The organism is Rhizobium sp. CF142, assembly GCF_000281145.1.
Taxonomy (GTDB): domain Bacteria; phylum Pseudomonadota; class Alphaproteobacteria; order Rhizobiales; family Rhizobiaceae; genus Rhizobium.
On sequence record NZ_AJWE01000109.1, the window covers coordinates 144,257 to 167,835 of the forward strand.

At 58.7% G+C, this 23,579-nt stretch carries 19 protein-coding genes; 13 read left to right on the top strand and 6 right to left on the bottom strand.

Annotation, left to right across the window (positions count from 1 at the left end; translation table 11 throughout):
- Positions 1 to 29: 29 nt before the first annotated feature.
- Positions 30 to 1,028 (bottom strand): NAD-dependent epimerase/dehydratase family protein, encoded by a 999-nt coding sequence (locus PMI11_RS26455; RefSeq protein WP_007823431.1) that lies wholly within the window; start codon positions 1,026 to 1,028, stop codon positions 30 to 32.
- 663 nt (positions 1,029 to 1,691) lie between these two features.
- On the opposite strand from PMI11_RS26455, the gene PMI11_RS26465 reads away from it, so the two are divergent.
- The 7 genes from PMI11_RS26465 to PMI11_RS26495 all read left to right on the top strand — a co-directional run bounded on the left by PMI11_RS26465 (position 1,692) and on the right by PMI11_RS26495 (position 9,991).
- Positions 1,692 to 3,218, top strand: a complete 1,527-nt coding sequence (locus PMI11_RS26465) for an ABC transporter substrate-binding protein (protein WP_007823433.1) — start codon at positions 1,692 to 1,694, stop codon at positions 3,216 to 3,218.
- A gap of 78 nt (positions 3,219 to 3,296) precedes the next feature.
- Positions 3,297 to 4,238, top strand: coding sequence for an ABC transporter permease (locus tag PMI11_RS26470; protein ID WP_007823435.1), 942 nt, complete (start codon positions 3,297 to 3,299; stop codon positions 4,236 to 4,238).
- Positions 4,238 to 5,107 carry an ABC transporter permease gene (locus PMI11_RS26475; RefSeq protein ID WP_007823437.1) on the top strand — a complete coding sequence of 290 codons (870 nt, stop codon included), beginning with the start codon at positions 4,238 to 4,240 and terminating at the stop codon, positions 5,105 to 5,107. The genes PMI11_RS26470 and PMI11_RS26475 overlap by 1 nt, the downstream gene beginning before the upstream one ends.
- On the top strand, positions 5,108 to 6,316 hold the full coding sequence (locus PMI11_RS26480; RefSeq protein WP_007823439.1) for an amidohydrolase/deacetylase family metallohydrolase: 1,209 nt from the start codon (positions 5,108 to 5,110) through the stop codon (positions 6,314 to 6,316).
- A gap of 21 nt (positions 6,317 to 6,337) precedes the next feature.
- Positions 6,338 to 6,871, top strand: coding sequence for a RidA family protein (locus tag PMI11_RS26485; protein WP_037072208.1), 534 nt, complete (start codon positions 6,338 to 6,340; stop codon positions 6,869 to 6,871).
- A 51-nt stretch (positions 6,872 to 6,922) separates the two neighbouring features.
- Complete coding sequence (locus PMI11_RS26490) at positions 6,923 to 8,119, top strand: aminotransferase class V-fold PLP-dependent enzyme (protein ID WP_007823443.1); 1,197 nt, start codon at positions 6,923 to 6,925, stop codon at positions 8,117 to 8,119.
- Between the two features lie 36 nt (positions 8,120 to 8,155).
- The gene (locus PMI11_RS26495) at positions 8,156 to 9,991 is read left to right on the top strand and encodes an ABC transporter ATP-binding protein (protein WP_007823445.1); all 1,836 of its coding nucleotides are present in this window, start codon (positions 8,156 to 8,158) and stop codon (positions 9,989 to 9,991) included.
- A gap of 61 nt (positions 9,992 to 10,052) precedes the next feature.
- Here PMI11_RS26495 and PMI11_RS26500 read toward each other — a convergent pair whose 3' ends face one another.
- Positions 10,053 to 10,250, bottom strand: coding sequence for a hypothetical protein (locus PMI11_RS26500; protein WP_007823447.1), 198 nt, complete (start codon positions 10,248 to 10,250; stop codon positions 10,053 to 10,055).
- 248 nt (positions 10,251 to 10,498) lie between these two features.
- Here PMI11_RS26500 and PMI11_RS26505 point away from each other — a divergent pair, with 248 nt between their 5' ends.
- Positions 10,499 to 11,674, top strand: a complete 1,176-nt coding sequence (locus PMI11_RS26505; RefSeq protein WP_007823450.1) for an adenylate/guanylate cyclase domain-containing protein — start codon at positions 10,499 to 10,501, stop codon at positions 11,672 to 11,674.
- 102 nt (positions 11,675 to 11,776) lie between these two features.
- Here PMI11_RS26505 and PMI11_RS26510 read toward each other — a convergent pair whose 3' ends face one another.
- From PMI11_RS26510 to PMI11_RS26520, 3 genes are all read right to left on the bottom strand, one after another.
- On the bottom strand, positions 11,777 to 12,688 hold the full coding sequence (locus PMI11_RS26510; protein WP_007823451.1) for a flagellin N-terminal helical domain-containing protein: 912 nt from the start codon (positions 12,686 to 12,688) through the stop codon (positions 11,777 to 11,779).
- Between the two features lie 466 nt (positions 12,689 to 13,154).
- Positions 13,155 to 13,460, bottom strand: a complete 306-nt coding sequence (locus tag PMI11_RS26515; protein ID WP_025668295.1) for a hypothetical protein — start codon at positions 13,458 to 13,460, stop codon at positions 13,155 to 13,157.
- A gap of 5 nt (positions 13,461 to 13,465) precedes the next feature.
- Complete coding sequence (locus tag PMI11_RS26520) at positions 13,466 to 15,658, bottom strand: DUF1217 domain-containing protein (protein ID WP_007823454.1); 2,193 nt, start codon at positions 15,656 to 15,658, stop codon at positions 13,466 to 13,468.
- Positions 15,659 to 16,392: 734 nt separating this feature from the next.
- Between PMI11_RS26520 and PMI11_RS26525 the strand changes: the two genes are divergently transcribed.
- From PMI11_RS26525 to PMI11_RS26535, 3 genes are read left to right on the top strand one after another with little or no spacing between them, the layout of a single operon-like run.
- Complete coding sequence (locus tag PMI11_RS26525; RefSeq protein ID WP_007823455.1) at positions 16,393 to 17,691, top strand: flagellar hook protein FlgE; 1,299 nt, start codon at positions 16,393 to 16,395, stop codon at positions 17,689 to 17,691.
- Positions 17,692 to 17,702: 11 nt separating this feature from the next.
- Positions 17,703 to 19,172, top strand: a complete 1,470-nt coding sequence (gene flgK / locus PMI11_RS26530) for a flagellar hook-associated protein FlgK (RefSeq protein WP_007823456.1) — start codon at positions 17,703 to 17,705, stop codon at positions 19,170 to 19,172.
- On the top strand, positions 19,169 to 20,215 hold the full coding sequence (locus PMI11_RS26535) for a flagellar hook-associated family protein (protein ID WP_007823457.1): 1,047 nt from the start codon (positions 19,169 to 19,171) through the stop codon (positions 20,213 to 20,215). The genes flgK and PMI11_RS26535 overlap by 4 nt, the downstream gene beginning before the upstream one ends.
- A gap of 109 nt (positions 20,216 to 20,324) precedes the next feature.
- Here the strand turns inward: PMI11_RS26535 and PMI11_RS26540 are convergent, their stop codons facing one another.
- Entirely contained in the window at positions 20,325 to 20,972 is a 648-nt protein-coding gene (locus tag PMI11_RS26540; protein WP_007823458.1) for a TetR/AcrR family transcriptional regulator, read from the bottom strand.
- Positions 20,973 to 21,526: 554 nt separating this feature from the next.
- On the opposite strand from PMI11_RS26540, the gene PMI11_RS26545 reads away from it, so the two are divergent.
- Entirely contained in the window at positions 21,527 to 22,381 is an 855-nt protein-coding gene (locus PMI11_RS26545) for a DUF6502 family protein (RefSeq protein ID WP_007823459.1), read from the top strand.
- The gene (locus PMI11_RS26550; RefSeq protein WP_244430697.1) at positions 22,351 to 23,475 is read left to right on the top strand and encodes a DUF5666 domain-containing protein; all 1,125 of its coding nucleotides are present in this window, start codon (positions 22,351 to 22,353) and stop codon (positions 23,473 to 23,475) included. Before PMI11_RS26545 ends, PMI11_RS26550 begins: the two co-directional genes overlap by 31 nt.
- Positions 23,476 to 23,579: the final 104 nt, after the last annotated feature.

Consider the following 23,579-nt stretch of genomic DNA (forward strand, 5'->3'; position numbering starts at 1 on the left):
ACACTCTGCGACAGATGCCGGGGAACTGTTCAGCGTCCTGCATTGGCCAGCCGGCGGGAACCCGCCTGAGCAGCCTCTGTCGCGGTAATTTTCATCTCCTGCCTGAACCAGTCCAGAGTCTTTGCAACGCCTTCCTCATAGCTGATCGCGCACGACCATTCGGGCATCACGTAATTCGCATTCGTCAGATCTGGCCGTCTGTTTGTCGGATCATGAGGCGGTGAAGGTTCGAAGACGATTGGAATCCCGTCCATCAGGCGCGAGACATACTGCGCCACTTCCAGGACTGAGATCTCCCGATCGTTCCCGACGTTAAGCGGACCCCTGTAATCCGTTTCATTCATCCAGAAGTAACGTGCAAAGCCATCAATAATGTCATCGACGTAACCCCAGCTTCGGGACTGCAGGCCATCCCCGAACACCGTAATGGGGCGGCCGGTCAGGGCCTGGGCGACGAAGTTAGAGACGGCTCGGCCGTCGTCCGGCCGTGTCCTCGGTCCATATACGTTGAAGGGCCGAACGATTTTAAGGTCCAGACCCTGGGTACGCTGCATTTCGAACAGCAAGGACTCCGTGCAGCGTTTGCTTTCGTCATAGGACGAGCGTGGCCCAGTGCAATCGACCTGGCCCTTATAAGACTCCGGCTGCGGCGAGACGAGCGGATCGCCATACACTTCTGAGGAAGAGGTGAAACAGAAGCGGCCTCCTTTTTTCAGAAGGTCCAGAAGACGGAAAGCTCCAATGAGATTTGCCGAAATGGTTCTCTTGGGTTCCTTCATATACCACGGCGGTGAGGCCGGGGAAGCAAGATGGTATACTTCGTCAAACTTGTCCGAAGTCTGAAGCTCTTCCACGTCGGACTGCACGAAATGGAAGCGGGGATCCTGGATATGGGAAATATTCGCCTCACGGCCAGTCCAAAGATTGTCGACGACAACCAGCTTTTCGATGTCGGTGCGATTTAAAAGCCTATCGCACAAATGTGATCCGAGAAAACCAGCTCCGCCTGCTACAAGCACTTTCTTCATGACTTCTCCAGCAGATAACATATTTCGTTTTTCTGGAATTTAAAGTTCAGAACTTTGATTGTTCAGTTCGGCGAGTGGCGGTTACTTTGGATTCTTGCAACGCCTCTATATGCAAATCGATGCGCCAAGAATGATCTCCATCCAATGCACCGTTCTAGAGAAAGGGGTACTGATGTCCGCCTTCGGCGCACCTCAATGTCCTCGATAAAAAGCAACGCAATCGCGTTCTAGCTTTTTTGCGCGCTGGCCAACACGGACTTAAGTCCGATATGGCCGACCTTCCCCTGAGTGAATGCCGAAACGCTTAAAGAACGAGACGGATGCGCGACCCGCCGCGCACTTAATTCCAGGTTGAGCCTCCAGGAGATCGAGGCGCGACGCCAAGATCGGGCTCGTTGTTGGCAACGAGCGGCCGCACAAATCCCCGTGAACTCAATCGTCTTGGGTTGCTGCTCGAGCAGATCAAACGCGTCGCACGCAATGGCGGACTCGCCTGCACCGCCGCGAAACAGCATGAAATTACAGGCGATTGCGGTTCTGCCCGCGCACCTATTCATTTCTGCCGATGGAGCCACTTTCCCGATTGACAGGACCACTTCCGACGATATTCTATTATAAAAATTGACATAACATAATTGTGGAACATTAAACCGGGAGCATGAAATGAAGACACTTGTCGCACTCCTTCTTGGCACTGCGCTGGTCGCCTTGCCGACAACTTTGCTGGCTCAGGAAAAGGGTGGCGTTATCAACGTCGCGACGATCGGCGAGCCGCCGACGCTTGACCCTATGTCCTCGACTGCCGACCTCGTCGGCATCGTCACGCAGCATATTTTCGAGACACTTTACACCTTCGACAAGAAGTGGAATGTCACGCCGCTTCTGGCTGAAAGCCTGCCGGAAATCAGCGCCGACGGTAAGACCTATACGATTAAGCTGCGCACCGGCATCAAGTTCCACGATAACTCCGACATGACGTCTGAAGACGTTGTCGCCTCGCTGAGCCGCTGGATGAAGATCGCCTCACGCGGCAAACAGGTCGCAGGCTTCATCGATTCCATCACTGCTGTCGATCCGGCGACCGTCAAGATCGCGCTGAAGCAGCCCTATGCGCCATTGACCTCGCTGCTCGCATTCAACAACTCCGCCGCCATCATCATCCCCGCTGAAAAGCAGGATGAACCGATGAAGGAATTCATCGGTACCGGCCCCTATATGCTGAAGGAGCGCAAGGCGGATCAGTATATCCAGCTCGTCCGCTTCGACGGCTACAAGTCGCGCGATGGCGAGAGCGACGGTTACGGCGGCGCGCGCCACCAGTATCTCGACGAAATCCGCTTCGTGCCGGTTCCGGATGCAAACACCCGCGTCGAGGCGGCCGTTTCCGGCCAGTATGATTATGTCGACGCGATCCCGGTCGAATCCTTCGACAAACTGAAGGCATCGAGCGCGTCGCAGCCGGTCATCCTGAAGCCATTCGGCTATCCGGTCTTCGTTTTCAACACGAAGGAAGGCCTTGCCAAGAATGTCGAGGTCCGCAAGGCAATCCGTCAGGCACTCAGCATGGAAGACATGCTCGCCGCAGCTTTCGGCAGCACGGATTTCTATACGCTCGACGGCGACATCTATCCCAAGTCATATGTCTGGAATACCAATGCAGGCGTCGAAGGCAATTACAATGTCGCGGACCCCGAAGGCGCCGCCGAAGCGGCCAAAAAGGCCGGCTACAATGGCGAGCCGATCCGCATTCTGACCAGCCGCCAGTACGAATTCCATTACAAGATGGCGCAGGTTGCGGCCGAATATCTGAAGACAGCCGGCTTTGCCGTCGACCTGCAGGTCGTCGACTGGGCAACGCTGACGCAGCGTCGCACCGATCCGAAGCTCTGGGATATCTACATCACCCACAGCCCCTTCCTGCCGGAGCCGGCGCTGATCGGGTCGCTGTCTCCCAGCTCGCCCGGTTGGTGGGATACGCCGGCGCGCAAGACTGTCGTCGATGCCTTCACGTCCGAGGTCGATCCGCAGAAGCGCGTGGCACTGTGGGCCGATGTCCAGAAGGCCATGTATGACGAGTTGCCCTACATGAAGATCGGCGATTTCAACGCCGTTTCGGCGAAATCGACCAAGCTTGAAGGTGTCGATCCGGCTCCGTGGCCGTATTTCTGGAACGCCTCCGTCAAGAAGTAATGCTCAATCGCAGGATACCGGTGCGCCTGCGCCGGTATCCTTCTTCTATTGTGCCCGCCCGGCACCGGGACAGACTTCATGATACGTTACATTTTTCAGCGCCTGCTTGGCATGATTGTCGTGATGTTCCTCGTCGTCACCATCGTCTTTGTCATCGTGCGCGTTACCCCCGGCGATCCGGCTGCCGTCATGCTCGGCCCCGATGCGACGCCGCAGGACATCGCCGATCTCAGAGCCAGCCTTGGTCTCGATAGGTCGATCGGCGTGCAATATCTCTATTATATCGGCCAGTTGCTGAAGGGCGATCTCGGACAGTCGATCTTCCTCAACATGCCCGTGACGTCTGCGCTGTTCGATCGCGCCGAACCCACCTTCTTCCTGACGATATTTTCGCTTGTTATCGCCAGCCTCATCGCGCTTCCGATCGGCATCTACGCAGCCTACCGCCGCGGCTCCTTCGTCGACCAGGCGGCAACGACGCTAGCGATGTTTGCCGCAAGCATTCCGAGCTTCTGGCTAGGCCTCATCCTGATGCAGGTCTTTGCCGTTCGCTTCGGCATGTTCCCCGTTTCCGGATATGGTGGACCGGGCTCGACATTCCTCGACCGTATGTATCACCTGACCTTACCTGCATTCGCACTCGGTATCGTCTCCTCGGCGCTCATCCTGCGTTTCACCCGGGCCTCGATGCTCGACGTGCTCGGTGACGACTATATCCGCACGGCGCGGGCCAAAGGGCTGATCGAGCGCAGGGTTATCCTCAAGCACGCGCTGAAGAATGCGCTGATCCCGATACTGACCGTTCTCGGCCTCACGGCCGCCGTCCTGATATCAGGGGCGGTCGTGACCGAGACCGTCTTCGGCCTTCCGGGTGTCGGCAATCTCGTCGTATCGGCGGTGCTGCGCCGCGACTATCCTGTTATCCAGGGAGCGCTTCTGGTGATCGCTGCGCTCTATGTCCTGATCAATTTTGCGATCGACATGCTCTACCTGCTCGTCGATCCGAGGGTGCGCTACTGATGACGGATATCGCGATCAAGCCGGCCGAAAGCGAAGGCCGCAAATTCATCCGCCAGTTTTTAAAGCGCAAGACAGTCGCCGTTGGCTTGCTCATTCTCACAGTTTTCGTGCTACTGGCGATCCTGGCGCCATGGGTTGCACCCTATTCGCCGTCGAAGCTTTCGATCATCAACCGTCTGAAGCCACCGAGCGGGACATATTTCTTCGGCACGGACGAGTTCGGCCGGGATGTGCTGTCGCGCACCATCTTCGCCGGCCGCCTGTCGCTGCTCGTCGGCGTCGCGGTCGTCGCACTTTCGGCGGCGATCGGGGTCACGCTCGGACTGCTTGCGGGCTTCTTCAAGAAACTCGACACGCCAATCGCTCGCCTGATCGATGCGATGATGGCCTTCCCGGATATCCTGCTGGCGATTGCGCTTGTCGCGGCTCTCGGCCCGTCGCTGACGACTGTCATCATTGCGCTGTCGATCGTCTATGCGCCGCGCCTTGCCCGCATCGTTCGCGCCTCGACCCTCGTGATCCGCGAACTGCCCTATGTCGAGGCGGCACAGGCGCTCGGTATCTCGACTTTCCATATCATGACCCGGCATGTGCTGAGGAACCTGCTTTCACCAATCATGGTGCAGTCGACTTTCCTCTTTGCGAGCGCCATGCTCGCCGAGGCCGGCCTGTCTTTCCTCGGCCTCGGTGTCAGCCCGGAAATCCCGACCTGGGGCACAATGATTGCCGCCGGCCGGCAATATATCGGTCAGGCCGACTGGATGACGCTGTTTCCGGGCGTCGCCATCATTCTCTCCGTGCTTTCGCTCCAGATGGTCGGTGACGGTCTGCGCGACATGCTCGATCCCAAACTTCGAAAGGACCTTTAAATGACCGGTGAAAAAGTGGGCAAGCCGCTCCTCCTCACCAACGTAAAGCCTGTTTGCTTCGGCGCCGGCACGCCTGATGGGGCAATCGACATTCTGGTCGATGCCGATGGCAAGATCGCCAAGCTTGGCCCGTCTCTGGCTGTGGCCGATGACGTGACGCGCGTCGACGGCAAGGGCGCCTTCGTCTCGCCCGGCTGGGTCGACCTGCATGTGCATATCTGGCATGGCGGCACCGACATCTCGATCCGCCCGTCCGAATGCGGCGTTGAGCGTGGCGTGACGACGCTGGTCGATGCCGGTTCTGCCGGTGAGGCCAATTTCCATGGCTTCCGCGAATATATCATCGAGCCGTCGAAGGAACGCATCAAGGCTTTCCTCAATCTCGGTTCCATCGGCCTGGTTGCCTGCAATCGTGTTGCGGAACTGCGCGACATCAGGGATATCGACCTTGACCGTATCCTCGAATGCTACGCCGAAAATAGCGAGCACATCGTCGGCATCAAGGTGCGCGCCAGCCACGTCATCACCGGCTCCTGGGGTGTCACCCCCGTCAAGCTCGGCAAGAAGATCGCCAAGATCCTCAAGGTGCCGATGATGGTGCATGTCGGCGAGCCGCCCGCGCTCTATGACGAAGTCCTGGAAATCCTCGGCCCCGGCGATGTCGTCACCCACTGCTTCAATGGCAAGGCCGGTTCGAGCATCATGGAGGACGAAGACCTCTTCAATCTCGCCGAACGCTGCGCGTCTGAAGGCATCCGCCTCGACATCGGCCATGGCGGCGCCTCCTTTTCCTTCAAGGTGGCGGAGGCGGCAATTGCCCGCGGCCTGCTGCCATATTCGATCTCGACCGACCTGCACGGTCATTCGATGAACTTCCCAGTCTGGGATCTGGCAACGACCATGTCGAAGCTCCTGTCGGTCGGCATGCCCTTCGACAAGGTGATCCATGCTGTGACCCATGCGCCGGCATCCGTCATCAAGCTGTCGATGGAAAACCGTCTGAGTGTTGGAGCCCCGGCCGAGTTCACAGTCTTCGATCTCGTCGATTCCGACCTTGAAGCGACCGATTCCAACGGCGACATCTCGGTGCTGAAGAAGCTCTTCGAGCCGCGATATGCGGTGCTGGGCAACGAGGCCTTCACCTCCAGCCGTTACGTGCCGCGTGCCCGCAAGCTGGTGCGCCACAGCCACGGTTATTCCTACCGGTAAGACCAGAACACAAGACATAGCATGACAGGAGTTTGCGTGAATCAGTCTTCCGCCACCGCCGGCCCGCCCGTTACCGCAGGTCAGCCCAGCACGTCACCCTATGAGCGGCTAGCAGCGCTTGGCATCAAGCTTCCGGCCCCGCCGCCGCCGATCGCTAATTTCGTCACCCATGTGCAGGAAGGCAACATGCTTTACCTGTCGGGGCAGGGGCCTCGCGAGCCTGATGGATTCATGCATGTCGGCAAGGTCGGCGCCGAGGTCGGCGTCGAAGCCGCCTACGCGCATGCAAAACTCACCGGCGTCAATCTGCTTTCCGTCATGCATGAGGCGCTCGGCGACCTTTCGCGTGTCAAGCGTGTCGTCAAGCTGCTCGGCATGGTCAATGCCGTGCCGCATTTCGTCGACCATCCTGCCGTCATCAACGGCTGCTCGGATCTCTTCATCGATGTCTTCGGTGAAGAGGTCGGACAGCATGCCCGCTCTGCCGTCGGCTTCGGATCGCTGCCAGGCAACATCACCGTCGAAATCGAGGCCATCGTCGCGCTCAGGGATTAATGAGGATGCGCATGATTGCTCCGGCCCAACAGATTGAAATTGGAGACACCCATGTCTGAGGACATCCGCACATCGATCGGCCTTCGCCCGGTCATCAACGTTTCCGGCACCATGACCAGCCTCGGCGCCTCGATCGTCGTTCCCGAGGCCATCGCCGCCATGTCGTCGATCCTGCCGCAGTTCGTTGAGGTCAACGATTTGCAGCGCAAGGCGAGCGCCGTCATTGCGCGGCTGACCGGCGGCGAGGCGGGCTTTGTGACCGCCTCCTGCTCGGCTGGCATTTCGCTCGCCGTCGCAGGCGCCATCACCGGCAACAATCTGCTTGCCATCGAAAAGCTGCCGGATCTCGTCCCGGAAAAGAACGAAGTTCTCGTCCAGATGGGCCACGTCGTCAGCTATGGCGCGCCGGTCGATCAGGCGATCCGGCTTGCCGGCGGCAAGGTCGTGTTGGTCGGTCAGGCCACCTCTACGCACCGCTTCCACATGGAGCATGCGATTACCGAGAAGACGGCCGCCGCCGTCTATGTCGTTTCGCATCATGTCGTCGACTATGGCCTGCTAAACCTCAAGGAATTCGTCGAGATCGCCCATGCCAAGGGTGTCCCCGTCATCGTCGATGCGGCCTCGGAATATGATCTGCGGATATTCCTGGAGCAGGGGGCTGATGTGGTGCTCTATTCCGGCCACAAGTTCCTGGGCGGCCCGACCTCGGGCATCGTCGCCGGCAAGAAGGAACTGGTACGCAACGCCTTCCTGCAGAATATGGGCATCGGCCGCGGCATGAAGGTCGGCAAGGAAAGCATCTTCGGCGTCATGGCAGCGCTCGAGGCCTGGGAAAAGCGTGACCACGCCGGTATCCGCGAGCGCGAGACGAGCTACCTCAACCTCTGGAAACGGACGCTCGACGGTCGCCCCGGCGTGACCGCACTGATCGAGCCGGACCCGACCAACAACCCGCTCGATCGCATGCGGGTGATCATCGATACCGATGAGGCCCATATCACCGCCTGGGACCTCGCCGATGCGCTCGGCCGCGGCTCGCCGCCGATCATCGTACGCGATCACGAAGTCGAGCATCGCTACTTCTATCTCGATCCGTGCAACCTGCACCCAGGGCAGGAGAAGATCGTCGCCAGCCGTCTGGCCGAGGAGCTCGACAAGGCGCGCGCCTCCAACGAGATCATCGCGACACCAATCGAAAACCGCAGCAAGCGACGTTTCGAAGGTGTGCTGAAGTGGCCGGATTGATCCGAGAACCAAGGCGCGAATTCTGAGGAGGCGATCATGACAGGCATCCAGGCACAATCCATCGCAACGGCGGAGCCAGTTCTCTCCGTCCAGAACCTGACGACATCGTTTCTGGTCGATGGCGCCTGGAAGCCTGTCGTTCGTAATGTCTCCTTCGATGTCGCACCGGGAGAGACGGTCGCGATCGTCGGTGAAAGCGGCTCCGGCAAGAGCGTGACCTCGTTATCGATCATGCGCCTTCTGCAGGCGGATTCGAGCCGCATCGAAGGCAAGATCATGCTAGGCGGGCGCGACCTTCTGGCCCTGCCGGAAGGCGAGATGCGCAAGGTTCGTGGCAATGATGTCGCGATGATCTTCCAGGAACCGATGACGAGCCTCAATCCGCTCTTCACGATCGGCGACCAGATCTCCGAGGCATTGCTGTGCCACCGGCCGATGTCGAAGGCTGAAGCCCGCGCCGAGACGATCCGCTTGCTCGAAAAGGTGCGCATTCCTTCGGCTGTCTCGCGCTTCGACGAATATCCCCACCGCTTCTCCGGCGGCATGCGCCAGCGCGTGATGATCGCCATGGCGCTTGCCTCACGGCCGAAGCTCCTGATCGCCGACGAACCAACGACGGCACTCGACGTGACGATCCAGGGCCAGATCCTCGATCTGATCAAGATGCTGCAGGAAGAGGAGGGGACGTCGGTTCTGTTTATCACTCATGATATGGGCGTGGTTGCCGAAATCGCCGACCGTACCGTCGTCATGTATCGCGGCGAGCAGGTGGAAACCGGAGCGACACCCGATATCTTCCATCGCGGCAGACATCCCTACACCCGTGCCTTGCTGTCGGCCGTGCCGGTGCTCGGTTCCATGAAAAATTACCAGCGGCCGTTACGCTTCCCCGTCGTCAATACCGCGACGGGAGAATCAGACATTCCGGTCGAAACGGCCGATACGGTCGCCGCGACATCTCGCCCGGTGCTAGAGGTGAAGAATCTCACCAAGCGCTTCGACATTCATTCCGGCCTCTTCGGTAAGCTGACCGGTCGCGTCCACGCGGTCGAGAACGTTTCCTTCGATCTCCATGCCGGCGAGACGCTGTCGCTCGTCGGCGAATCCGGCTGCGGCAAGTCGACGACCGGGCGCGCAATCATGCGGCTGATCGAGGCGCAGAGCGGTTCTGTCATTGCCGATGGCAAGGATGTGCTGGCGCTCGGCAAGGCGGGCATGCGCGAGATGCGCAAGACCGTGCAGATGATCTTCCAGGACCCCTTTGCCAGCCTCAATCCGCGCATCCGTGTCGGCGACGCCATTGCCGAACCCTATATCGAGCACAGGATGGGATCGACCAAGCAAGCCAAGGAGCGGGTCGCTGACCTTCTGACCAAGGTCGGCCTGACGCCCGACATGGCCGCGCGCTTTCCCCACGAATTCTCAGGCGGCCAGCGTCAGCGCATTTGCATTGCCAGAGCGCTTGCGTTGGAACCGAAGGTCATCGTGGCCGATGAAAGCGTGTCGGCCCTCGATGTTTCGATCAAAGCACAGGTCATCAATCTGATGCTCGATCTGCAGCAGAGCCTGAATCTTGCCTTCCTTTTCATTTCGCATGATATGGCCGTGGTCGAGCGCGTCAGCCATCGCGTCGCCGTCATGTATCTCGGCGAGATCGTCGAGATCGGTCCGCGCGCTGCCGTCTTCGGCAATCCGCAGCATGATTACACCAAGAAGCTGATGGCCGCCGTTCCCGTCCCCGATCCCGATCGACGCCGCGAAAAGCGGGCAGTGGCAAACGACGAGATCAAAAGCCCGATCCGGCCTGTCGACTACAAGATCAAGCCGCTTCAATACCGTGAGGTATCGCCAGGGCATCTTGTGGCAAACTGAAAATAGTCCGGGCGGCTGTTTCAGCCGCCACGCCATCCGGATGGGTGTGCTTCAGAGAAGCTCAGTGTTGAGTGTCGTCGGCACGAAGCTGGTCAATCGCGTCAAGCGCTTCGTCCGCCGTCCAGCCGGCACGCAACGCGGCGGCCACGAGCCGGACTTCCGCCTCCATTTCCAGCCTCAGGAAAAGTCCCTCCAGGGCCTCCTTTGCGGTGACCACGTGATCGTCATGCGGCACAACGTTAGCAATCCGTGAGGTCATTGACACGTTCCTTCCTCGATGTGGGTTGTGCTTCTTGTTAGGGCGATAACAGGTTCTTCGCGTCCCAGAGACTATTTACGCGCCTGCGTTGATTTTGTTCCATGCATTTTTCTGCTACCGACGCGAGCATTAAGTGTTTTCGTTGTGTTCCGGTCCTGCGCCCGTGGATGACACGACCAATGGACCGTTGACGAAATTACGGTAGAACGACAGACCTCCACAGATCCCGGAGGCCAAGGGACCGTATCATGCCACATTTGCAGGAACTGATCGACTGGATTATTGCCGAAGGACTATCGACCGATACGATCGAGACCGTTCTGCAAGGCGTGGCGGAGCGGCTGACGGACCTCGGATATCCGATCATTCGTGCGTCGATCGCTATGCCGTCGATCGATCCCCTGCAACGCGGGTCTTCAGTCGCATGGTACCGATCGTCCGGCTTCATGACGGAAGTTCAAGGACATGACGAAGCGGGTCAAGAGTTGTTTCAGCGCTCACCCGTCGCTTATCTACTGACGAACAATCTCGATTACGCCCGCTGGAAATTGCCACCCGGACCCGACGCGCCGCCGATCCGGCTCCTGACCGAGCTGACCGAGCTCGGGGCCACCGATTATCTGATGAAACTCGCTCGATTCCCCGGGGATACTGCGCTTGCGGGTGCCAGCTTCTCCTTGGCCGTCGATAATCCCGAGGGATTCTCCGATCACCAGATTGCGGAATTGCGGCGGTTGATGCCGGCGCTGACCTTGACCTGCTGCCGGATCGCAACGACACGTGTCGCGACGGAGGTGCTGGCGATCTACACCGGTGCGGGAACCAGCGACCGTATTCTCAGCGGTCATATACGCCGCGGCGATGGCACGGCGATCTATGCGGCAATCCTTCTGGCCGATCTCAAGAGCTTCACATCGCTCAATGAAAAGCATCAGCCAGAGCGCATTGTCGCCTGGCTGAACGAGCATTTCGAAGCGATCGGCGCTCCGGTCGAGCAGGAGGGCGGAGAGATCCTGAAATTCATGGGCGACAGTCTGCTCGCCATTTTCCCTGCCGATATCGGCGATCCGGCGGAAGCATGCCAGCGCGCCCTATCGGCGGCGCGGGCGGCGATGGAAGCCAATGCTGAGGTCAACCGAAGGCGGGCAGAAACGGGAGAACCGCAGCTGCTCGTCGATATCGTCCTTCACGTCGGCGAAGTCTTCTACGGAAATGTCGGCGCGGCGCGGCGTCTCGATTTCACGGCGATCGGCCGGGCGGTCAACGAAGCGGCTCGCATGGAAAAGTTCGCCGATGTGATCGGGCGCAACCTGCTCGCATCCGCCGATTTCGTTTCGCGGGTGCCAGGGCGTTTCGAGGAAGCGGGTACGTTTTCCCTGAAAGGTGTCGCTCGTCCGGCTGCGATATATGCCTGGCCGGATTGATATCCGAGCTGGCGATCCGGCTGGAGTAGAGCCCTGATTAAAACCAAGGCCCAGCCATCGCGGCTGGGCCTCCGGATTCCGACTGTATGGATCGCTCGGCTATTAGCCGCGGAAGAGCGACAGAATGTTCTGCGAGGAGGAATTGGCGATCGAAAGCGATTGGATTGCGAGTTGTTGCTGTGTCTGCAATGCCGTCAGCCTGCTCGATTCCTCTTCCATGTTCGCATCCACGAGGCGGCCTACGCCGGAGTCGATCGAGTCAGAGAGTGCGCTGACGAATGTCTCCTGATTGTCGATGCGGGTGGAAATCGAACCCAGCTGAGCACCGGCAGTGGTCATGGCAGAGAGTGCGGATTCGACAGTCGAAAGCGCGGATTGGATCTGGCCGGTGGTGAAGTTGGTGATGTCGAGCGAGAAAACCGAATCGCCGCTTGCATCTGCCGTTCCGAGAATGCCCGAGGAGGTATCGATCGTGCCGCTGGTGGTCATGCCGAAGAGCACGTTGCCGTTGGAGGCCGTACTCAGAACATAGTCGGTCATCTTGACCGAGACGGCGCCCGAACCGTCGCGGACGAAAGAGGATACGACACTCTTGGTGCCGTCGGCGCCGGCAACCCAGTTTTCACCGGAGAAGGAGGCGGATTGGGCGACGCTGAGCAGCTGCTGCTGAAGCTGCGAAACTTCTTCCTGGACCTTCGTCTTGTCGACGCCTTCTTCCGTTGCTGCCACGAGCTTGGCCTTGATCTGGTCGACCACGTCGATGGCACTGTCCATGGCAGTGTAGGCGGTATCGACCTTTGCTGCGCCAAGGCCGAGAGCGTCGGACACGGCCGAAAGCGCCTTGTTGTCGGATCGCATCGTCGTTGCAATCGACCAATAGGCCGCATTGTCAGATGCCTTATCGACGCGATAGCCTGTCGATACCGCGTTTTGTGTCTGCTGCATATTGCTGCTGATGGTGCGCAACGTCTGCAGCGCTGCCATCGCGGAGTTGTTCGTATTGATGCTCGTCATCGTGAAATCGCCCGTCTAAACAAAGTTTGGGGTTCGACATTCCGGAAATGACCGGATCGTGCTGAGCGGCTTCATGCCTATCGTCCCGATTGGTTGGGCCGATTCATCACGGGCAAGGGGAAGTCAGGAAGCTGCCGCGGCATGGCCTCTCAACGACGTGATGGTTTATAGTACCTAAAAGTACCTTAATTATTAACAAGACGGACGGGCATTCGAAAGCGCGTGAAAAATTCCGATGGAATTGAGCTGCTGGGGACAGGAGGGATTGCCACTAGGATCGCGATTCGTGCGCGATGGCGGCATCGATGTTAGGACCGCCTTTGGAGGGGGCACTTCCGGAAGAGGTTCTTAAAAACCGCGCAGCAAAAAAGGGGCGATGTGCTCGCCCCTCCTCAAATTAGATCGCAGATATGGTGTCAGCACCCGAACTGATCCGATGGATCAGCGGGCAGAGGTGTCGCGCCGGTTATGAATGCAAGCGGAGGTACGGCTTGATCGCGCCGATTGCTTCGATCCAGATATCGAAAGCCGAGTGAGCGAGCAGATTTGCGGCAATTCTGTCGCAAAACTTTTCGATCTCCGGAGGAATATCCTCGATTGCAGTGCCGCTGGTGTCAAAGACGCCGCGGCGCGGCCATGCGCGTGTCTGTGCTGGATAGCGGGGTTCGCCGATGAAAGGCAGCATGTCGATCAGCGAACATGCGAGCTTATAGGCCATCTCTTCCTGGCATTCGATGACAGGAAGGTAGTCGTGAGAAAACATCGCGTCCATGGTGTTCAGGCCGTCTTGAGCTGGGCAACGGCCAGAAGCGTATCGGCGCTGATGCCGCCGGACGAGGAATTGCTGAGGATCGACAGCGCCGGGGAAGTACCCTGTGTGCCGTTCTTGACGTCGTACATGGCGGTGAAGCGCTTGATCAGCGACTCAACCTTGTCCGGATCCTGGAGATCCTTGAGGTCGATGTATTTGTTGACCATGTCTGCCTGCTTATCGACGTCCATGCTGGAAACGTAGCTCGACAGGTTGAAGGTCGTGGTGAAGAACTGCATGAGCGCGGTGTCGCCGAGGATGTCGTAAGCGTTGGAGATCGTCGGGGCCTTGCGCTGGAAATAAAGCGCCAGCCGAACGCCGGTATTCTCGTCGCCCTGGTCGCTCTCAAGGGTCTGCTCCAGATAGTCGTTGACCGTCTGGAGGACATCGCCGCGCTGCTGGACCGAACCGGTCGGATCCTTGGAAATGTTGCCATCCTTATCGAAATTGAAAGATGCAACGATTTCGGCGAAACGGTTGTCGGATTGCTGGTTGACGAAGCTCTTCTTGTCGTTGAGATCGGAAGAGAACATCTTCTTCAGGTCGGCTGAACTGACGCTCTTGGGGTCTATCCCCTTGGCTTCGAGGACGAAGTTCACGAGCCGGCTGTTCGACAGAAGATCGGAAACCGTCTTGATGCTTCCCATCTGATCGCGGAAATAGGTGGCTTCGGTATCGGCGGCTTTGCCGGCATCCGTTTGCGCGGTTCCGGTGAGGTAGCGCATCTTGTTCTGCTTGTATGCAGCAGCAAAATCATCGACCACCGATTCCGACATGGCCTGCAGCGGCACGCTGACCTTGCCGTCCTTGTCGAAGTTGAAGGCCTCGCGGAATGCAACGAAACGGTCGTCTTTCAGACCATTCACGTAGCTCTTCGGATCATTCGGGTCGCTCGAGAGAACGCTGCGCAACTCGCTTTTGGAAACACTCGCCGGATCGATGCCGAAGGAGCGCAGCGCCACTTCCCAAAGCTCCGGCTCGTCGTCATTGGTGCTGTCATCGTCGGTCGCGTTGGATTTCAGGAAATCGTTGATCGAAGTCACGGACGCCATGCGCGTCTTGTAATTGTCGATCGCATCGTCGGTGCTAAAATTGGCGATAGCGGTCTGGTAGTTTGTGGCAAAGCTCGCCGATGTGGTGGCCGCCTGATCCGATGTCTGAGCGCTCACGCCGGCGGAAAGGCTGCCGTCCTCATTGAAATTGAACGCGTCGTGCAGGTCGCCGAGGCCGATAGCATTAGCAACGTCGGCGTTCTTCAACGCTGCGGAAATGTAATTGTCCGGATCATCCTCGGAAATGCCGTAGGCGGTGCGAATGTAGGAAACCAGCTTGGAATCCTGCATCAGATCGTCGACCGAGGAGACATTGGCGATCGCTGCGGAGTAATAGGTCGAGTAGGCCGATCCGGTCTGGCTTGAGGCAAACGTCGCGGATGAGACGGCATAGCCATTCGTCACTATGGACATCTGATCGGCAGACTGGGCGCCACCGGCTGCGACATTGCCGTCCGTATCGAAATTAAATGCCTTGGCGAGGTTGAGATAAGTCGGATCACCAAGCTGATTGACGAAGCTGTTGGGATCGTTGAGATCGCTCGTTAATACGTCGCGCAAAAAGCTCGTCGACGTGTAGTCGGTGCTGAGGCCGAAGGAGGTCAGCACATAATTCTTCAGCCGCGTATTGCCGAGGAGATCGTCGACGGAGGTGACGTTGGCGATCGCGCCTTGATAATAGCTGGTCTCGCTGCTGATATTGTCCTGCTCGTCATCGAAGGAGGCCTGATAGGCGTCCAGAAGGTTGGTCTCCTGGGCCGTCGACTGTGCTTCCTTCGTTTCGCCCGAAAATTTGAATGCCGCCGCAAAGTCGGCGTAGCGGCCGTCGCTGAGCTTGTTGGCGAAACTCGACGAGTCGGAAAGGTCGCTTTCCAGCACCTTCTTCATGAAGGCCTTGGCGTAGGTCATGTCCTCGAGGCCATAGGCCTTCATCGCGTAGGAGTAGAGCCGATAGTCCCCCATGAACTCATCGACGGACGTGACCTTGTTGATATTGTCTTTGTAATATTGGGTGTCACTGGCAACCGTGGCCTTGGATGCGACGGCGCTGAGGCTGGCGTTCATATCGCGCGCGACAGTCAGATAGCTGACATAGGTCGAAACCATTCTTGCTTCCCTTCTGGACGTAGATATCCGCTTCGAAAACGACCGCAAGGTCGGTTCGATCGCATCTATCGAGCAAAATTCAACACGTTTCGGGGACGCCAATCATGGCGGATTCAGTGCGTCTAGCAGCGACACACGTTCACCATATTTTGAGAACTAGTAAGTTCTATAAATTAATTTCGGGTTAACGCAAGCCCGAAAAGAATGCAGGTTGTTGCTTGGAGAAGGCGGTAAAGGGAGCTTTGTGATAGGATCGTTAATGCGAAAAAAATTTCGCAACTTCAATTTTTCGTATTGAGCGAAACGTGATTCCGATTTAGAGAACTAATAAGTTCTGTAAATGGCCTGGTCGAGCCGCCTTCAGTAGTCGGGCGGGTTTTGATGAAGCCATCGTCTCGGGAGCTAGACCGGATGGCTCGCATTACGCGAGTGGTCGGCTCAACATGATCATGATCGATCAACTTACCTAAATCCGTTTCGGGCCAAAAGACAAGGTCCACGATTTCTGACGCTCGCTCTTTGGAGACGGCGCCTGAACCCGTGACTTTGCCACCGTACCCGATGTCGCGTTCCGGCCAATCGGCCGGACGAACCCTTTACCGGGATGATCCCGCACGTCTGTGAGCGACGACGCCAAACAGAGGCCGGCTTGTGACGTATCGCACGCATAAATGCAATTTATAGTAGCGTTAAATTCAAAACACCGATCTTAAGAAGCAAACAGGGACACGAAAATGAGCATCTTCGGCAGCATGAAAACGGCAGTTTCGGGCATGAATGCACAGGCCAATCGCCTGAGCACTGTCTCCGACAACATCGCCAATGTGAACACAACGGGATACAAGGCGGTTTCAACGAGCTTTTCCTCGCTCGTCCTGCCCTCTTCATCCGGCAACTACAATTCCGGCGGCGTTCAGACGACTGTCCGGCAGGCGGTCTCGCAACAGGGCGATATTTCCTACACGACGTCGGATTACGATCTGGCGATTTCCGGTGATGGCTTCTTCATCGTCCAGGGTGCAGACGGCATTCCGGTCCTGACCCGGGCCGGTGATTTCACGGTCAATGACGAGGGCAATCTCGTCAACTCCGCCGGCTTTACCCTGATGGGCTATTCCTACAATTCCGGCTCGCCCGCTGTGGTCGTCAACGGCTTTGATGGCCTTGTGCCGGTCAATGTCAATCAGTCCGGGTTGACCGCAATCGCTTCGACGAGCGGCTCTTTCAGCGGCAACCTCGATTCCAACGCCGAAGTCGTCACCGATCCGGCTACCCTGCCGAGTGCCAACGGTGCTTCGGCGAGTGTCACTGACGACACTAAGAAGATGTCGCTTGTCGGTTACGACAGCTTGGGCGCCACAGTCCAGTATGACTTCTATTACACTAAGACCGGCGAGACGACCGATGCCAGCGGCGCGGTCACGGGATCTACCTGGGAAGTCGCGGTCTATCGCAATGCCGATGCGGCGAGCACGGGCACGACATCCTTTCCCTATTCTTCCGATGCCGTCAGCGTCGCTTCGCTCTCCTTCGATGCCAATGGAAATCTGACGTCACAGGCCGATACCGATATCGTCGATCCCAAGACCGGCAAGACGATCTCGATGGACTATTCCGGCTTCAACCAGCTTGCCTCTGATTTCGCCGCATCCGGCTCGGCGAACGGCCAGGCCGCAAGCACGGTCAGCGGTGTGAAGATCGCTGCTGACGGTGTAGTCTCTGCGAGCTATTCCAATGGCACGACGAAGCCGCTCTACCAGATCCCGCTCGCAACCGTCGCAAGTCCCGACAAGCTGACGCTGGAATCCGGCAATGTCTACAGTGCCAACGGCCAGTCCGGTGTCACCATCACCGGCTTTCCGCAGGCCAACGGCCTCGGCTCCATCCAATCCGGTGCGCTCGAAAGCTCGAATGTCGATCTCGCGGGCGAGTTGACCGAGATGATCGAGGCGCAGCGCAGCTACACGGCCAATTCCAAGGTGTTCCAGACCGGCTCTGACATCATGGATATCCTCGTCAACCTTAAGCGATAGGGGAGGGGTTGGTGTCGATTTCCTCAGCGCTCAACACGGTTCAGAGCATCTTCAACACGACGGGTTACCAAAGCAGCGTCGTCTCGACGAACATCGCCAATTCAGGCAACTCCGACTATGTTCGGCGCGAGGCATCCGTCACCTCGACGCTCGCCGGCGCCCAGATCGTCAAGATTAGTCGCGCCCAGGAAGATGCCCTGCTCAAGCAATATCTTCAGTCGAGCTCGCAAGACAGCGCGCAGCAGACCTTGCTGTCAGGGCTCGGCGACCTGCAATCCATCCTCGGCGGCAACGATTATGAAACGTCGCCGAGCACCTATCTGTCAGCCTTCCAGACGGCGCTTCAGACTTTTGCCGCCTCGCCGAGCGACACGACCGCCGGACAGTCGGCCGTGACGGCGGCGCAGGATCTGGCCAACAGCCTGAACACGGCAAGCGATGCCGTCCAGTCGGTGCGGGAGGATGCCGATGCGGCGATCGCCACGCAGGTCGGGACGCTCAATACGCTCCTGTCGCAGTTTCAGACCGCCAATAACGCGGTCAAGCTGGCAACGGCGACAGGCGCGGACACCTCAGCGGCGCTGGACGACCGGGAAAAGATCCTGAAGCAGATTTCTTCCATCGTCGGTATCTCCACCAGCACCCGCAGCAATAACGACATGGTCATCTCGACGGCGGATGGCACGACGCTGTTCGAGACCGTGCCTAGAACCGTCAGTTTCAAGGCGACCGGTACCTATGTCGCAGGCACTGAAGGCAATTCTGTCTATATTGATGGCGTCGCGCTCTCGCCTGGCGAGGGTTCGACGACCACCGCCAAGGGCAGCCTTCAGGCATTGCTCCAGGTGCGTGACGAGGTGGCGCCGACCTTCCAGTCGCAGCTCGATGAGATCGCCAAGGGGCTGGTCCAAAGCTTTTCCGAGACGGGCAGCGGTTCTACGCAGCCCGGGCTCTTCACCTGGACGACGGCGTCAGGCGCCGACGGCGGCACGCCGTCGGATACGTCAGGTGTGATTGACGGCATCGCCGCGACGATTACGGTCAATCCGGCTGTTATCGCCGGCTCCGGCGGTGATCCCATGAAACTGCGCGACGGCAGCATCAGCGGTGTCACCAATCTCAACCCCGACGGCAATAGCGGCTTCGCGGATAATCTCAATACGCTCTACAGCAGCTTGAGCGTCACGCGCAGTTTCTCGGCCGATGCGGGCATCGGCCAGACCGGCAGCCTGGTCGACTATGCCGGCAGTTCCATCGGCTGGCTGGAGCAATATCGAAGCGATGCTTCGACAATGTCGGAAAACACCTCCGCCGCGCTATCCCGCTCCGAACAGGCCTATTCCAACGAGACCGGCGTGAACCTGGATGAGGAGCTGACGAAGCTTCTCGATATCGAACAATCCTACAAGGCAGGGACGAAGATCCTCAACACCATTGAAGAGATGCTTCAATCCCTGCTCGACATTGCGGGGACACCATGAAGACCTCTTTTACCTCCACGAGTGCCATACAGAATATCCTTCGCCAGACCATCAGCCAGTCGCAGAAGCTCTTGAGCAGCTCCTCGACGGAAGCGGCGACGGGAACCTACGCCGATCTCGGCGTGTCACTAGGCTCCGGCGTCGCCAAGACGATCAGCATGTCCTCAGTCATCGACCAGGCCGCCTCGTTCAAGAATAGCAATGCGCTCGTGTCCCTGAGGCTGGAATCGTCGCAATCCTCACTCTCAACTATGCAGACCGCGGCGGATTCGCTTGTCTCCAACCTGACGGCCCTGCTCGGCAACCAGGATGAATCGGCGCTCGCCGTGGCGCAGCAGTCGGCTACCGATGCGCTCTCGCAGATGGTGTCGGCCAGCAATACAGTGGTCAATGGCGAGTATCTCTTCGGAGGCATCAACCTGTCTTCCAAGCCGCTGACCGATCAGTCGGCCGCTGTCTCGAGCCAGATCGACAGTGCTCTGCAGACCTACGCGGATGGCCTCGGCAAGTCGATCGGCGATCTCTCGGGGACGGAGATTTCGAGCTTCATCTCCGACACGGTCGAACCGATGTTCTCCGAAGCGTCCTGGACCGATCCGACGAGCGGTTGGTCCACTGCAGCGAGCACAAATATGAGCAGCCGGATCAGTGGGTCGGAAGTCATCCAGTCGTCAGCGAATGCAAACTCCCAAGGTATGCGCTACCTGGCGCTTGCTTCTGTGCTCGTCAGCACACTCTCGGCAAAGGGCCTCAGTTCGGATGCGCAGCGCGCGGTGACTTCGGCGGCGATCAACTATGCCTCAGGGGCATCTTCCAATCTGGTCAGCCAGCAGAGCCAGCTCGGCCTCTCACAGGAGCGCGTCGAAAAAGCCAATGATGCTCTCGATGCCCAGACGACCATCCTGCAGAACAAGCTGGTCGATCTCGAAGGGGTCGATACCTATGAGGCTTCCACCCAGGTCAAGTCTCTGGAGACCCAGCTGGAAACGGCCTACACGCTGGTCAACAAGCTGCAGAGCCTCAGCCTTGTAAACTATCTCTGACGAGACGTGCGCGACCGCCATGCGGTACGTGTCGTGAGAAAGGCTCGCTACGCCCTACCTGGCGAGCCTTTTTTCAAACATTTCAACAGGCCGGTTGCTCTATAAGGGCCTAGTCAGCCTCGACGCCCTTGCAGAAGACCGCGATACAGCGGCGCAGGTGGTCAAGCCGCGCCGTGCGGTCAGGCCATGCGCTCGCGCGGCCCTCCGGCGGCCCCATGCCTCCGAAGATCATGTCCATCAGCATCCGCGAGCCGCTTGCGGTATCGTCCAGTTTGAGCCGGCCCTCAGCCCGCCGTTCTGCCAGCCAGTCGGTGAGAAGCTGGCGGGCGGCGAGTAGTCCCTCCTTGTTGAGGATTTCGATCAGCTCCGGAAACTGCGGCGCTTCGCGAAAGACCAGCTGCAGCAGGCCCGCGCGCTCCATGTCCTTGTCTTCGTCCATGTCGATCATGAAGATCCGCTCAAGGGAAAGGGAGACCGGAACCTGCTCTGGCTGACGCGGCAAATCGAGCATCATGCGTCTGTGGTCCCCAACGACGGCAGCAAAAAGCTCTTCCTTGCTCTCGAAGATGCGATAGAGCGTCTGCTTGGAAACCCCGGCTTCGGCAGCAACGATTGCTGTCGTGCTGGCGGCATAGCCATGTTTGACAAAAATCTTGCCGGCGTTTTCAACGATATGGGAGCGCTTTTGATCGTCGCTCGAGGCTTTAGGCCGGCCGCGCTTGCGTTGCATTTCTTCGCCGCTGTCACTCGCCGCCATGCACACTCAATCCCTTATCCAAGCCATGGAAGACACTGGTCAATGACTGCCGTTGCGATATACCGCCATGTCCTCCGACCGGGAATAATCCCTCTGCCGACCAAAAAGCAACCATGATCGCCGACAGACTCACCTGTCATGGGCAAAGCTATCCGAGATGACGATCATTCGAACGGCAATTCGGCTCTGAAGAGCCCGCGCGTCATCGCACTTCGAGGTTTTCCACAAGTTCGCCGACCGAAGTTGATGCTTTGAGTGAAGGAAAGGCGGGCGGAAAACGACGTTGCATTCCGAGGTTATCGGATTGCGGCGTCGCATCAATGCGAGAGGCTAAGATATTGTTCGGATGAATCAAAAGCAGTCCTGGCTCCATCTTGCTGAAAACCGCGCGACAGCTGCGCGTTGCACGCCGGCGGGCGGCGCAAGCGAAAGACACACGTGCTGGGCGCTCGCACCACGTTGCAGGCCCTGAGGCTTTCGCCTAGGCAATATGAAAGGGTGATGCGGCTGAAAAATCGCGTGCAACCCTTGCAAACGCGAATATCCCAGAGCCGATGCAACGCGCGAAACGTCCATTTTCCGGGGAAACACTGCAACTGGCGCTGATTCGCGTGCTGCGGCCGCTCGTCAAGCTCGCGCTGGCATCCGGACTGAGTTTCCCGTCCTTCGCAGCACTGCTGAAACGGCTCTATATCGATGTCGCCGAGCGTGATTTCGCGCTCGCCGACAAGGCGCAAACGGACAGTCGCATCTCCTTGCTGACCGGAATCCACCGCAAGGATGTCAGCCGCCTGCGCGGCGAGCCGCTGAGTGTAACATCGCTGCCCGCGGCTGTGTCGCAGACGGGCCGGATCATCGCGCGCTGGATTGCCGACCCCCTCTACTGCAACGAAGACGGAAGCCCGCGGGCACTGCCGAGAACCTTGCAGGACGAAGGCCCGTCCTTCGAACGGCTGGTGACAGAGATCACCAGGGATGTGCATCCCCGCGCTGTGCTCGACGAATGGGTCGATCGTGGGGTCGTTTCCGTGGACGCGCAGGACATGGTCCGGCTGGATCTTGCCTCGATCGTCCCCAATGCCGACGACGACGCGCGCCGGCATTATTTTACCCGCAACCTTCATGACCATGCGCTTGCGGCCGTATCCAACGTCATCAATGACGTCGCGCCCCATCTCGAGCGCGCGGTCCATTATGATCGAATATCGCCCGATCTCGCCCGTCGTCTCGATCTGATCGCACGCGAGGAGACGATGGCGATGCTTCTGAGACTGAACAAGATCGCGCATCAATTGGTGCAAGAGGATCCGGGCGGCGACAGCCGATGGATTGCCGGAGGATACGTTTTGACCGAAACGGTGGAAACGAGCACGCAGCCGTGTTCAAAGACGCCGGAGGCAAAATCATGACGTCCCTGGCAATCACAAGACGGCAGCTGCTTTTGGGTGTCGCTCTGCATCTGTTCGGCGGCGGCGCGGCCACAGCGGGGCAACGGAGCGCGCCAAACGGCGACCAGGGCATCGGTGGTTCGGGTCTTTCCGTCAGTGGCGGAGAGCAGGATGATCACGGCATAGGCGGAACCGGCATCGTCGGTACCATTCAGGGCTTCGGCTCCATCATCGTCAACGACGTCCACATTCCTTTCAACGATGACACTCCGGTTCGCATCGATGGCAAGCGGGTGTCCGCGAAGGAAATGAAGGTAGGGCATGTCGCCCGTGTTCTGACCGAAAACGGTGTGGCGCAGCGGATCGATATTACCAGCGAAGTGCTTGGCCGGATCGAGGTGATCGGCAAATCGCAACTGTCGATCTTGCAGCAGACAGTCGATACCGCCGAACTGGATACGAGCCGGCTCAAGGTCGGCGATCAGGTGGCCGTCTTCGGCATCAGGGCAGTGGATGGAACGATCATCGCGCGGCTTATCGAACGCCGTACGGGTACGAATCCTGGGCATATCAGAGGTGTGCCGACCCGGCGCGGAACGAACATCTTCATTGGTGGCTTGGCGCTCGGGGCACAATATCGCTATTTCGCCGGACGACAGACGCTGGTCACATTCAAGACGGGGCGCGATCGGAAGGTTATTTCTAAGGTCTCTTCCGAATCCCTGGTCCCCGGACTGGAACAGGGCACCGCCGAGGTCGAGACCTATGGAAGCAACAGCAACGGGTCGCTGAAGCTCGGCATAGGAATGTTCGGCCCAGGAGCGCAAATCCGGTTCGGACCGGATGGACGAACGTTCGCGACGGTTTCGGTCCGATCCGACCGGATGACCTCGATCCACAACGGTGGGCGGCCTCCGCACGATGCTCGCCCCGGAGGCGGTCATATGCCTCCAGACGGCCCGCCGCCCGGAGGGCCGCCACCAGGCTTCCGCAGACCTGAAGGCTTTTCGCCAAACGGGATGCAGCCCGGTGGCCCCTTTGGAATGCGTGGGCCTCGTGGAATGGAAAAAGGTCCAGGTAAAATGCCGGGGCGGCCACCGGAACGGTTCCGGTAACGGGCCGTCGTGACGGCACTTAATTGACACATGGGAAAATTTCCCATTTTATAGTGAGGCGATTCTAAGGCCGCTGGCAGAACGGCTGAAGATCGTCGATCGCG

Excerpts from the sequence above, each read along its gene's own strand:
- PMI11_RS26480 (WP_007823439.1), top strand. The coding sequence starts at position 5,108 with ATGACCGGTGAAAAAGTGGGCAAGCCGCTCCTCCTCACCAACGTAAAG.
- PMI11_RS26525 (WP_007823455.1), top strand. The coding sequence starts at position 16,393 with ATGAGCATCTTCGGCAGCATGAAAACGGCAGTTTCGGGCATGAATGCA.
- PMI11_RS26490 (WP_007823443.1), top strand. The coding sequence starts at position 6,923 with ATGTCTGAGGACATCCGCACATCGATCGGCCTTCGCCCGGTCATCAAC.
- PMI11_RS26545 (WP_007823459.1), top strand. The coding sequence starts at position 21,527 with ATGCAACGCGCGAAACGTCCATTTTCCGGGGAAACACTGCAACTGGCG.
- PMI11_RS26495 (WP_007823445.1), top strand. The coding sequence starts at position 8,156 with ATGACAGGCATCCAGGCACAATCCATCGCAACGGCGGAGCCAGTTCTC.
- PMI11_RS26520 (WP_007823454.1), bottom strand. The coding sequence starts at position 15,658 with ATGGTTTCGACCTATGTCAGCTATCTGACTGTCGCGCGCGATATGAAC.
- PMI11_RS26505 (WP_007823450.1), top strand. The coding sequence starts at position 10,499 with ATGCCACATTTGCAGGAACTGATCGACTGGATTATTGCCGAAGGACTA.
- PMI11_RS26475 (WP_007823437.1), top strand. The coding sequence starts at position 4,238 with ATGACGGATATCGCGATCAAGCCGGCCGAAAGCGAAGGCCGCAAATTC.
- PMI11_RS26500 (WP_007823447.1), bottom strand. The coding sequence starts at position 10,250 with ATGACCTCACGGATTGCTAACGTTGTGCCGCATGACGATCACGTGGTC.
- PMI11_RS26465 (WP_007823433.1), top strand. The coding sequence starts at position 1,692 with ATGAAGACACTTGTCGCACTCCTTCTTGGCACTGCGCTGGTCGCCTTG.
- PMI11_RS26535 (WP_007823457.1), top strand. The coding sequence starts at position 19,169 with ATGAAGACCTCTTTTACCTCCACGAGTGCCATACAGAATATCCTTCGC.
- PMI11_RS26540 (WP_007823458.1), bottom strand. The coding sequence starts at position 20,972 with ATGGCGGCGAGTGACAGCGGCGAAGAAATGCAACGCAAGCGCGGCCGG.
- PMI11_RS26485 (WP_037072208.1), top strand. The coding sequence starts at position 6,338 with ATGACAGGAGTTTGCGTGAATCAGTCTTCCGCCACCGCCGGCCCGCCC.
- PMI11_RS26515 (WP_025668295.1), bottom strand. The coding sequence starts at position 13,460 with ATGGACGCGATGTTTTCTCACGACTACCTTCCTGTCATCGAATGCCAG.
- PMI11_RS26455 (WP_007823431.1), bottom strand. The coding sequence starts at position 1,028 with ATGAAGAAAGTGCTTGTAGCAGGCGGAGCTGGTTTTCTCGGATCACAT.
- PMI11_RS26470 (WP_007823435.1), top strand. The coding sequence starts at position 3,297 with ATGATACGTTACATTTTTCAGCGCCTGCTTGGCATGATTGTCGTGATG.
- PMI11_RS26510 (WP_007823451.1), bottom strand. The coding sequence starts at position 12,688 with ATGACGAGCATCAATACGAACAACTCCGCGATGGCAGCGCTGCAGACG.